This window comes from Pseudomonas sp. GW821-FHT01C01, assembly GCF_059422645.1.
The window spans coordinates 12,250-23,631 of the sequence record NZ_JBWKXF010000010.1 but is presented as its reverse complement, the minus strand read 5'-3'; the positions used below and the strand labels follow the sequence as shown (position 1 = coordinate 23,631).

Below are 11,382 nucleotides of genomic sequence, written 5' to 3'. Positions count from 1 at the left end.
TTTAGATTTGTGCTTGACGCATCCCCGTTACCGGTGAATAATGCGCGCCACTTGGCTACATAGCTCAGTTGGTTAGAGCATAGCATTCATAATGCTGGGGTCCGGGGTTCAAGTCCCTGTGTAGCCACCAAGTACTAAAAACGGCTTACCGAAAGGTAGGCCGTTTTTTTATGCCTCGTTTTTATATCCCTGCAGGAGCGAGCTTGCTCGCGATGGTCGTTAACGATAACGCGTGTTTACTGGTTAAACGCGGCGCTCTTGAGTCCATCGCGAGCAAGCTCGCTCCTACACCGTCGGCAAAGCGGACAACGCCCGCTCCCAGATCTGCCACGTCCGCAACCAGACCATCGCCTGCCAATCACTGTCGGCCGGATAGAACTGCTCCAGCAGATTCAGCTTGATCCCGCGCCCTGTCGCGTCACTCGGGTTGCCGTGCAAATGCAGCCAGTGGTCATCACGCAGATGACGATGAACGTCCGGCCCCGGATACGTCCCACACTCGATGACGAAAGGCATCAAGCGCACCTGCGGCAGCGCATCGATCAATGCCTGCGAGGTGTAGCCAGTGGCCGTTGCCGCCACGCCGGTTTCGCTGACGGTGTCGGCGCCGGTTTGCAGGCTGTAGAGCCACGGCCCGTAGATCGCCTGCGCATCTGGCAGCGCCGGATAAACGGACTCAGTGATGGTCAACAACATCGGATGACCGTACTCGCCAGCCCCAGTGTGCAGGTCGAAACACATGGCGACCTCGGCATGGGCCACGTGCTTTTGCAGGATCTGGTGCAGCGTGCGGTTCGACCAGCTCGGTGCCAGCCCGCCGAAAAACAGTCCATCGGGATGAGCATGCTGACCGCCCTCGACGATCGACATCACCGCCGGCCAGCCGTGCTGGCGAATCTGCTCGTCGAGCATGGCATCGGCGCGATCTCGCGCGGGTCCGTGCAACTGCGGGCAGACATAGATTTCGTGCAGGGCGTTGTAGGCCTGGTTGTCCGGCAGCGGTCGCTGGAAATCCAGGTGATTGCGGTTCAGGTCGATGTTGTCTTCATTGACCCGGCGCAACCATGCCATGCCCCAAGGGTTGATGGCATGGATAATGACCACGGCGACATCCGTTGGCAGGGATCGCTTGCCCAACTCCTGCAGCCATTTGATCTGGCAGCCCGAGCCATAGAAGCCTTCAACCCCGTGAGTACCGCTCAGCGCAATCAACAGGCGCTTGGCGCCCGGATCACCGAGCACCGCCACATCGGTACTCAGCGACTCGCCGAACGGACCTTTGAGCGGGTGTGGATATTCCGTCAGTGTTGCGCCTGCCGTGGTCGCGGCGGCCAGGAACTGTTCACGCTGGGTGCGGTAACTGGGCTGGGATGGAAACTCGGTTTGCATGTCTGCCTCTTGTTGATTTTCTGGCCTGTCTGTTGGCAACGACCCTACAGAAAATCCTGCCATTGATGAAGGACAAAAACGTCGTTGCCGTGGGACCTGGTTTGCGTCCCTCCCGGTCGGCCGATAAAGTCCATTGATCGTAGATCCAACGGACGGAGTACCCCACGTGTTTTCAACCTTCCCTTTGCAGCGCTTTCGCTTGCCAACCCTGGTTCTGCTCGCCAGCGCCTTGACCCTGGCCGCGTGCAACAACGCTTCGGTGCCGACGCTGCCGCTCGCCCCGGAAAGCGCTTCCGGTTTCCGCACCGACCTGCGCACCCAACACGCCGAAAAATACATGGCCGCGGCGGCCAACCCGCTGGCGGCCGAAGCCGGACGGGATATGCTGCGCCGGGGCGGCTCGGCCATCGATGCCGCGATTGCAATGCAAGCGGTGTTGACGCTGGTCGAGCCACAGTCTTCGGGCATCGGTGGTGGCGCCTTGATCGTACTTTGGGATGGCAAAGCCGTGCGCACCTACGATGGCCGTGAAACCGCCCCGGCCGGCGCCACCGAGAAACTTTTCCTGCAAGCCAACGGACAGCCGATGGCGTTCACCCAGGCGCAAATCGGTGGTCGCTCGGTGGGTACCCCCGGCGTGCTGCGCGCCCTGGAACTGGCCCATCAAAAACACGGACGCCTGCCTTGGGCGCAGCTATTTGAACCGGCCATCCAGCTCGCCGAACAAGGCTTCGCCATTTCGCCACGCCTGCACCAGTTGATCGCTGCGGATTCGTCCATGTCACGCTCGCCGGAAATGATGGCTTACTTCCGAAATGCCGACGGCAGCCCTAAAGCCGTCGGCACCAACTTGAAGAACCCGGCACTGGCCGCCGTGTTCAAACGCATCGCCCATGAAGGCCCGGATGCCTTGTACAAAGGCCCGGTCGCTCAAGAGATCGCGACCAAGGTGCAGGGCCACGCCAACCCCGGCAGCTTGTCCGTGAGCGACCTCGCCAACTATCAGGCCAAGCAACGCGCACCACTGTGTACCGACTACAAGCGCTGGCAAGTCTGCGGCATGCCACCGCCGTCGTCGGGCGGCATCGCCGTGGCGCAAATCCTCGGCACGCTGCAGGCCCTGGAGACTCGCGATAAACGCTTGGCGCTGGCGCCGCTGAAACCGGTCAAGACCAAGGCCCCGGCCGGCATCGAACCCGACCCGCAAGCTGTGCACCTGATCGCCGAAGCCGAACGCCTGGCCTACGCCGACCGCGCTCAGTACGTCGCCGATACCGACTTCGTTCCCGTGCCGGTCAAGGGTCTGGTCGAACCGGCTTACCTGGCCAGCCGCGCCGCCCTGATCGGCGAACGCAGCATGGGCACGGCCAAACCCGGCACCCCGCCGGGCATTCAGGTGGCCTACGCGCCAGACCGTTCGCCGCTGCGGATTTCCACCTCGCAAGTAGTGGCCGTCGATGACGCCGGCGGCGCCGTGTCGATGACCACCACCATCGAGTCGGCGTTCGGCTCCCACATCATGGTTCAGGGTTTCATGCTCAACAACGAGATGACCGACTTCTCGTTCATCCCCGAGGAAAACGGGCAGAAAGTCGCCAACCGCGTCGAACCCGGCAAACGCCCGCGCTCATCCATGGCCCCGACCCTGATCTTCGACCGCCAGAGCGGCGAATTCCTCGCCACTGTCGGCTCCCCCGGCGGCTCGCAAATCATCGAATACGTGGTCAAATCCACCATCGGCCTGCTCGACTGGAACCTCGATGCGCAAGCCGCCATCAACCTGCCCAATTTCGGCAGCCGAAACGGCCCGACCGAACTGGAACAGGGACAGTTCAGCCCGACGCTGATTCAGGCGCTGAAAGACAAAGGGCACAACGTAAGCGAGATCGACATGACCAGCGGCACCCAGGCGATCGTTCGGGTGAAGGATGCCCAGGGCAAAGCGTCACTCACGGGAGGTGCCGACCCGCGGCGTGAGGGGCAAGCGCTGGGGGATTGAGTCACGCGCTGGAATGATGAAGGGCCTTCACTGGTCTGGAACTCACTTCATTTTCGACTCGGACGCGATCTCTTGTAGGAGCTGGCTTGCCAGCGATGGTGGTTAACGATAACGCGTGTGAACTGGATAAACGCGGCGCACTTGCGTCCATCGCCAGCAAGCTGGCTCCTACAATTCCCCAGGAATGCGTGAAGAACCTTTTGTTTTTGAGCAAGCGAACTTCAGCAGCGCACTTATCGACTGATCTTCAACCCCTGCCGGACATGATGCTTTTCCAGCGCCAGCTCGATCAACCGCGTCACCAGTTCGCTGTAGGTCATGCCGGTGGCCTGCCACAGTTTCGGGTACATGCTGATGCGGGTGAAGCCGGGCAGCGAGTTGATTTCGTTGATCAGCACTTCGCCGCTGTCGGTCAGGAACACATCGACGCGGGCCAGGCCGGAGCAACCCAGCACCTGAAATGCCTCGACGGCCAGGGTCCGAATGCGTTCGCTGGCCTCGACGCTGATATTGGCCGGCACCACCACTTCAGCGGCCTTGTCGTCGATATATTTGCTGTCATAGGAATAGAACCCGCTGTGCACCACGATCTCGCCGCAGCCACTGGCGATGGCGTCTTCATTGCCGAGCACTGCGCATTCAATCTCGCGGCCGCTGACGGCAGATTCGACCAACACCTTGGTATCGAAACTCAAGGCCAGTTCCACCGCCGAGGTGTATTCGGTCTCGTCGGTAACTTTGCTCACGCCCACGGAGGAGCCCTGATTCGCCGGTTTGACGAACAGCGGCAAACCGAGCCGGGACTGAACCTCGGCAAACCCGGTACGCGCCGCCGTGGCGCGGGTCAATGTCACGAATGGCGTCACGGCCAGGCCGGCATCGCGCAGCAGGCGCTTGCTGATGTCCTTGTCCATGCACACGGCGGAGCCGAGTACATCGGAGCCGACAAACGGCAGATCGGCCATGCGCAGCAAACCTTGCAGGCAACCGTCTTCACCGAGGGTGCCGTGAACAATCGGGAAGATCACATCGACGTGACCGAGCAATTCCTGGCTGGAGGTTTCCACCAGTTGCTGGCTGGCTTTGCCTGGCACGACAGCCAATTCGCGATTGGACTGATTGAGGGCGATCAGCGCCGGGTTTTCCTGATTCAGCAAAAAGTTGGAAGGGTCGTTGAGGTGCCAGTGGCCTTGTTTGTCGATACCGATCAGCACCGGCTCGAAGCGAGAGCGATCAAGGGCGTCGACAATATTCTTCGCCGACTGCAGCGACACTTCGTGCTCTGCCGAGCGCCCGCCAAAGATAATCCCTACACGCAGTTTTCTCATCGCCTGGCCTCTTGGTGAATGTGCTTACAACTTGAATAGTCGAAACCTTACGGCTGCAAGGTCTTGCCGTCCACCGGCTCACCAATGGTCAGGAAGTGCCCGCCTGCCACATGGTGCAAGGTGCGCAAGGCATCTTGGCCTTCGAAGTGCCAGCGCCCTTCGCTGAACACGCGCTCGTCGGCCTGAGCGGCAATCACTTCGGCCAGGAACAGATCGTACTGCTGGTGATTGTTCGGCTCCGGCAACAGGCGACATTCCAGCCAGGCCACGCAGCCTTCAAGCATCGGCGCATCAATCGACTCACCGGTGAACGTCTGCAAGTCGTAGGTTTCAAACTTGTCGCGCCCCTGATCCTGGGTCAATTCCAGGCCGGAGGTCGAACCGACGGTCTGCACAATGTCGGCCTGGGCAGCGCAAGGAACGTTCAGCACAAACGTGCCCGAGGCTTCCAGCAACTGGCGAGTCCAGGTGGACTTGTCCAGCACCACGGCAATTTTCGGTGGTTCGAAATCCAGCGGCATGGCCCAGGCTGCCGCCATGATATTGCGCTGGCCACCGTGGGCGGCGCTGACCAGCACGGTCGGGCCATGATTGAGCAGACGATAAGCCTTGGACAAGGGAACCGGACGGCGGTGGGAAACGCTCATGGAAGTCTGCTCCTGGGGAAAAGAGCCGATTGTAGCGCCCACGTAACCCTGTGGGAGCGGGCTTGCTCGCGAAAGCGTCAGTTCAGTCACAGTTGCGTTGGATGACACACCGCTTTCGCGAGCAAGCCCGCTCCCACCAAGAGCTGATCGCAGGTCAGTTAGTGAGCTGATTGGCAAACTGCCCCACCGCATTGACCACTTTCTGCGCGCCGTCCTGGATCTCGACAATCACCGTACCCGCTTCCGCCGCCAGTGCCAGGCCCTGTTCGGCCTGAAGCTTGCCGTCGGTCATAAGCGCCACGGCGTTGCGCGCCATGTCCTGGTTCTGCCGCACCACAAGGACGATTTCATCGGTGGCCTGGCTGGTGCGCGAAGCCAGCTGCCGAACCTCATCCGCCACCACGGCGAACCCCCGCCCCTGTTCGCCCGCACGCGCCGCTTCGATGGCCGCGTTGAGCGCCAGCAGGTTGGTCTGCTCGGCAATGCCGCTGATGGTTTTGACGATGGTACCGATCACCAGCGACTGTTCGTTCAGGGCTTCGATGCCATCGCCGGCGGTTTGCATATGTTTGGCCAGGTCACGCATCACGTCCACGGCCTGGGTCACCACGGCATTACCGCGCTGGGCGCTTCGGTCGGTTTGTTGCGAGGTGCCGTAGGCGATGTTGGCGGCCTCGGCGACGGCTTGCTCCTGATTGACCTGATCGGTAATCACCGTGGCGAACTTCACCACCTTGTAGAGATTATTGCTGGCATCGGTCACCGGGTTGTAGGACGCCTCCAGCCAGACTGTACGACCATGGCTGTCGACACGTTTGAAACGGTCGGCCACGTACTCACCCGCGTTCAGGCGACGCCAGAAGTTCTGGTACTCGGCACTGTTGTATTCCTCCGGCTGGCAAAAGGTACGGTGATGTTTGCCCTTGATCTGCGCCAGGCTGTAGCCCATACCGTTGAGGAAGCGGTCGTTGGCGGTCAGCACGTTGCCGTTGAGGTCGAATTCGATCACCGCCGTGGAGCGAACCAGCGCACCGATCAGGTTCTCGTGTTCGCGGGAAGCCTCGATGGTGCGGGTCAGGTCGCTGGAGAAGATCGAAAAATGCTTGATCTGCCCGTCGGCCGAACGCACCGGTTGCAGGATCGAGCGCAACCACGCTTCCTGGCCCGTGCCGCGCAACAGGCGCACCGCACCGGCGAAGTGCTCGCCACGGGTCAGCGCGTTCTTGAAACGCTGCTGGAACTCGTCGGTTTTCACGTGATCCGGGACGAAGTCGTCGATGTGTCGGCCAATCAGGTCGGCGCTTTTGTAATGCATTTCGCCAAGGAAGTTCTGATTGACCGACTGAACCCGTCCATCACTGTCGAGGTTCAGCACCAGCATCTCGCTTTCCAGACTTTCCTTCACTTGCTGGAGGCTGGAGAGTTCTTCACGAAGAGCCGACAGCTCCTGCTTCAAGCGTTTATTGAACATGGGAAAGCACCGATGGACAGGGGTAGAAAGCGATATGCAGCCTAACCATCGGCCTTGGAAACATTTTCTTAAGCGTGCTTCAGGCTTGTCCTACAAAAAATAGTTACAAGCCGCACAATCAATGCGCGCCCGCGGCAGAACAGCCTGCGATTCTCGGCATCCGCGCACCGAAATATGCCGCGCTGCCCACGCCCACAGCTCCCATCACCGCACTGAACATCACACAGATCCATGGACTCCACGGCATCAGGCCGATCAACAACAGCGGCGTGACACTCGCCCATGCTGCGTAGGCGATGTTGTAAGTGAACGAGATGCCCGAGACACGAATCCGCGCCGGGAACAGGCTGACCATCACCGATGGCACCGCGCCGACCACCCCGCAGGCCAGCCCTGCCACGGCGTAGGCCAGGCCGATCCAGTCGCCGCCCATGATCAGGCAGCTGTAAAGCACACCGATGCCCAGCGGCAGCAGCAGGCTATAGAGCATCACCGTGCGCCAGGCGCCGATGCGGTCGACCAGAAGTCCTGCGAGCACGCAGCCGATGTTCAAGAACACAATGCCCAGCGCGCTCAAGGCGAAGGTATGGCTGGCGGTCATGCCAAAGGTTTTCTGCATCATGGTCGGGGTGATGACCACGAACACCACCACCGCCGAGGTCAGCACACAGGTGAGAATCATCGCCGGCAAAATGGCCAGGCGATGCTCGCGCAAGACCGTGCGCAGCGGCAGTTCGGCGGCCGCCTCGCGTTGCGCCTGCATGGCCGTGAACACTGGGGTTTCGCTGAGCCAGCGACGCAGCCAGACACCGATCACGCCAAACACGCCGCCCAGCAGAAACGGGTAACGCCAGGCGTAATCGAGAATTTCCGCCGGAGTAAATGCCTGCGCCAGGAAGGTTGCGGTCAACGCACCGATCAAATAGCCGAAGGTCAGCCCCGCCTGCAAAAAACCCAGGGCATAGCCGCGATGGGCAATGGGCGCGTGCTCGGCGACGAATACCCAGGCACTCGGCACTTCGCCGCCCACCGCCGCGCCCTGGAGGATGCGCAGGGCCAACAGCAGCAACGGTGCGAAATAACCGATTTGCGCGTAGGTCGGCATGATCCCGATCAGCAGGCACGGCAACGCCATCATCAGGATGCTCAGGCTGAAGACTTTCTTGCGCCCCAAACGGTCGGCGAAGTGCGCCATCAGGATGCCGCCCAACGGTCGCGCCAGGTAACCGGTGACGAAAATCCCGAAGCTTTGCAGCAGGCGCAGCCACTCGGGCATTTCCGGCGGGAAGAACAACTGGCTGAGGGTCAGGGCGAAAAACACGAAAATGATGAAGTCGTAGATTTCCAGCGCCCCGCCGAGGGCGGCGAGCCCCAGGGTCTTGTAGTCCGAGCGGCTAAACGGAGCCGGGCGCGAATCGGTGTTGGCAGTCATGTAAAGAACTCTGGCACAGGCAAAAACCAAGGCGCCCATGGTCTACGCAAACGCGCTGGCGGACAACCCGTTAGACCAAAGTCCCATAGCCACAAATCAGCCCCGCAAAAATCCTCGTCTTGAATTAATGTTGGCGTCTGTCCAGACGGGCGGTAACTGCCCCGAAGACCACAACAAACATAAAAATCCGAGGTACTCCCGTGGCCGCTGATATCGAAGATAGCCGCTCCGCCCGCTTTGCCCTGCGCTGCTCAAGTTTTGCCGAACGCTGGTTTCCTGACTCCTGGGTGTTTGCTGCCCTGGCGGTGATTATCGTGGCCCTGGCCACCATGGCGATGGGAGCCAAACCCACCGACGCTGCCATGGCGTTCGGTGACGGATTCTGGAGCCTGATTCCATTCACCATGCAGATGGCCTTCGTGGTGATCGGCGGTTATGTGGTCGCCAGTTCGCCACCGGCAGTGAAACTGATCGACCGTCTGGCGAAAATCCCGAAAAACGGCCGCTCTGCCGTCGCCTGGGTCGCCCTGATTTCCATGGTCGCGTCGTTGCTGAACTGGGGCTTGTCCCTGGTGTTCGGCGGATTGCTGGTGCGCGCCCTGGCCCGTCGCACCGATTTGAAAATGGACTACCGCGCCGCCGGTGCCGCCGCGTACCTGGGTCTCGGTGCTGTGTGGGCGTTGGGCCTGTCGTCGTCCGCGGCGCAACTTCAGGCCAACCCGGCCAGCTTGCCGCCATCGATTCTGTCGATCACCGGGGTGATCCCGTTCACTCAAACCATTTTCCTCTGGCAGTCCGGTGCGATGTTGCTGGCGTTGATCGTGATCTCGCTGATCATCGCCTACGCCACCGCGCCAGGCCCGAACTCGGCGCGTGACGCCAAGGCCTGCGGCGTCGACCCGAGTTTCAACCTGCCACCGTTGCAACCTCGCACCCGCCCCGGCGAATGGCTGGAATACAGCCCGTTGCTGACAATTCTGCTGGTGTTGCTGGCAGCCGGGTGGCTGTTCCATGAGTTTTCGACCAAACCGGCCATCAGTGCGATTTCCGGGCTGAACACCTACAACTTCCTGTTCATCATGCTGGGTGCCCTGTTGCACTGGCGTCCGCGCAGCTTACTGGACGCTGTGTCCCGCGCGGTGCCGACCACCACTGGCGTGTTGATCCAGTTCCCGCTGTACGGCTCGATCGCCGCGTTGATGACCACGGTAAAAGGCGCCGATGCGCAGACCCTGGCGCACCACATCTCGACCTTTTTCGTCAGCATTGCCTCCCACGACACCTATGCCCTGCTGATGGGCGTGTACTCGGCGATCCTCGGTTTCTTCATTCCGTCCGGTGGCGGCAAGTGGATCATCGAAGCGCCGTACGTCATGCAGGTGGCCAATGACCTGAACTATCACCTGGGTTGGGCCGTACAGATCTACAATGCCGCCGAAGCGTTGCCGAACCTGATCAACCCGTTCTACATGCTGCCGTTGCTGGGTGTGCTGGGGCTGAAGGCGCGGGACCTGATCGGCTTCTCGTTCGTGCAGTTACTGGTGCACACGCCGCTTGTGCTGCTGCTACTCTGGGTGTTGGGGACGACGCTGGCCTATACGCCGCCAGTGATGCCATAGCCTGAATTTACAACCTACGAAAATACATGTGGGAGCGGGCTTGCTCGCGAAGGCGGTGTGTCAATCAACGTGGAGGTCGATTGATCCAATGCCTTCGCGAGCAAGCCCGCTCCCACATTTGAAATGTGCCACCAGCGGTTTCAGTATGTAGTACCCCACTTCCGGGAACCCACGCTGAAAAGGATCTGAGCATGCTAAAACTCGCAGGACTCACCCTCGCGGCCCTCACCCTGAGTGCCACCGCCCACGCCGATGTCGCACTGAAACTGGGCAGTACCGAACGCGTTACCCGTCTCTTCGCCTATCCCAACAACTGCAACGTGATCTGCTTTCGCAACTGGACGCTTGAACAAACCGTCGAGCATTACCTGACCCAAAGCGTGCAGCGTGATGGCTATAGCGGGGCGAAGGTTCTGGTCAAGACCGATAACAATCAGCTCCATGCCGAAATCAGCGGCGTACCCAACGGCTATGAAAAGCCCCTGGCGGCGCTGCTCGACGCCGGTGATCTGGCCTACAACGGCGCCAGCAAACTGAATGCCGATGGCAAGTGGGCGTATAGCTGGTACCTGTTCCTGCCTTTGGGCATGGCCCTGGAAAACCGCAAAAGCGTCGAACTGCTGCACTTCCCGCCAGACTATTCGCTGACCCAGGCCCAGGATTACCTGAGGTCCGCCACCACCGATCGCTGGGCCACGCTGCTGACCGCAAACGGCATCCCGGCCGGGCAGACGCCGGGCTACCAGACGATCATCGACATCGCCCCGATTGCCGCACCGTCCAACGCTGGCAAGGACCTCGAAGGCGTTTACGGCTACTTCAAGGATTACCAGACCACCATGGTCAAGGAAGTCAGCCTGAACGCCAGTGGCGCAGCACTGCCGATGGTCGCCTTCGGCGCACCGGTGCGTAACTGGATCAAAGAGCAATACGGGCCGACGGTGAACGTGTTGGGCCTGGTCCAAATCAACCCGGACAACGGTGTGAAAGTACCCGTCTTGGGCTCCAACCACCCGAGTTACATTTGGTATGCCGCCGACCCGGCAAACTATACCGGCAGTGATGCCCAGGCCAAGGCCGATGCGGCAGGCCTGAAAGTCATGGGCCAGGATTTGAGTGCTGCGTGCTGGCAGGCCGCCATGGGCCGCCAACCGGACAGCAATCCAGACGTCGAGCTCAATACCTGCACGCAAACCTGGCAAGTGGCCCAGAAAGAAAAAACCTGCGAGCTGTTCTACACCTCGATCCGCAACCTGACGCCCCAACAGGCCGTGGGCAAATGCGCGACAGCTTCGATCGTGTCCCAGCTCAAACAGCTCAAGGCCCCAGCGCCAGCCACTGCGAAACCTGCTCCACCTTTGTAACCCGATGTACGGCTGTCAATCTGTCACTTATGACAGTAGACCGCCCGTAGTATCTGCGAGAGGCTTGGGCTGAACCCATGTGCTGCAGCGCTGACAGGACCGTCGGCGCAAGGAAGTCGCAGCACCGAGCAGA

7 protein-coding genes, 1 tRNA gene and 2 pseudogenes are annotated in these 11,382 nt (G+C 60.7%); 4 read left to right on the top strand and 6 right to left on the bottom strand.

The genetic code is table 11. From position 1 onward, the window contains the following. The first annotated feature begins 53 nt into the window (after positions 1–53). Positions 54–130 (top strand) — tRNA-Met (locus AC07XF_RS09505). Between the two features lie 155 nt (positions 131–285). On the opposite strand, the gene AC07XF_RS09500 is transcribed toward AC07XF_RS09505, so the two are convergent. Then, positions 286–1,389, bottom strand: coding sequence for a DUF2817 domain-containing protein (locus AC07XF_RS09500; RefSeq protein WP_495026279.1), 1,104 nt, complete (start codon positions 1,387–1,389; stop codon positions 286–288). 166 nt (positions 1,390–1,555) lie between these two features. Between AC07XF_RS09500 and ggt the strand changes: the two genes are divergently transcribed. Further along, the gene (gene ggt / locus AC07XF_RS09495; protein WP_495026278.1) at positions 1,556–3,388 is read left to right on the top strand and encodes a gamma-glutamyltransferase; all 1,833 of its coding nucleotides are present in this window, start codon (positions 1,556–1,558) and stop codon (positions 3,386–3,388) included. Positions 3,389–3,621: 233 nt separating this feature from the next. Here ggt and ddlA read toward each other — a convergent pair whose 3' ends face one another. From ddlA to AC07XF_RS09470, 5 genes and pseudogenes are all read right to left on the bottom strand, one after another. After that, positions 3,622–4,716, bottom strand: a complete 1,095-nt coding sequence (gene ddlA, locus AC07XF_RS09490; protein ID WP_495026277.1) for a D-alanine--D-alanine ligase — start codon at positions 4,714–4,716, stop codon at positions 3,622–3,624. Positions 4,717–4,763: 47 nt separating this feature from the next. Then, positions 4,764–5,363 carry a flavin reductase family protein gene (locus AC07XF_RS09485; protein WP_495026276.1) on the bottom strand — a complete coding sequence of 200 codons (600 nt, stop codon included), beginning with the start codon at positions 5,361–5,363 and terminating at the stop codon, positions 4,764–4,766. A 154-nt stretch (positions 5,364–5,517) separates the two neighbouring features. Then, a pseudogene (locus tag AC07XF_RS09480) lies at positions 5,518–5,952 on the bottom strand (methyl-accepting chemotaxis protein); the annotation flags it as partial. Between the two features lie 153 nt (positions 5,953–6,105). Further along, positions 6,106–6,744 (bottom strand): annotated as a pseudogene (locus AC07XF_RS09475) (PAS domain-containing protein); the annotation flags it as partial. Positions 6,745–6,952: 208 nt separating this feature from the next. Then, positions 6,953–8,266 (bottom strand): MFS transporter, encoded by a 1,314-nt coding sequence (locus tag AC07XF_RS09470; RefSeq protein WP_495026275.1) that lies wholly within the window; start codon positions 8,264–8,266, stop codon positions 6,953–6,955. 200 nt (positions 8,267–8,466) lie between these two features. Here AC07XF_RS09470 and AC07XF_RS09465 point away from each other — a divergent pair, with 200 nt between their 5' ends. Beyond that, complete coding sequence (locus AC07XF_RS09465) at positions 8,467–9,885, top strand: TIGR00366 family protein (protein WP_204931938.1); 1,419 nt, start codon at positions 8,467–8,469, stop codon at positions 9,883–9,885. A gap of 191 nt (positions 9,886–10,076) precedes the next feature. Continuing rightward, positions 10,077–11,249, top strand: a complete 1,173-nt coding sequence (locus tag AC07XF_RS09460; protein WP_495026274.1) for a hypothetical protein — start codon at positions 10,077–10,079, stop codon at positions 11,247–11,249. The last annotated feature ends 133 nt before the right edge of the window (positions 11,250–11,382 follow it).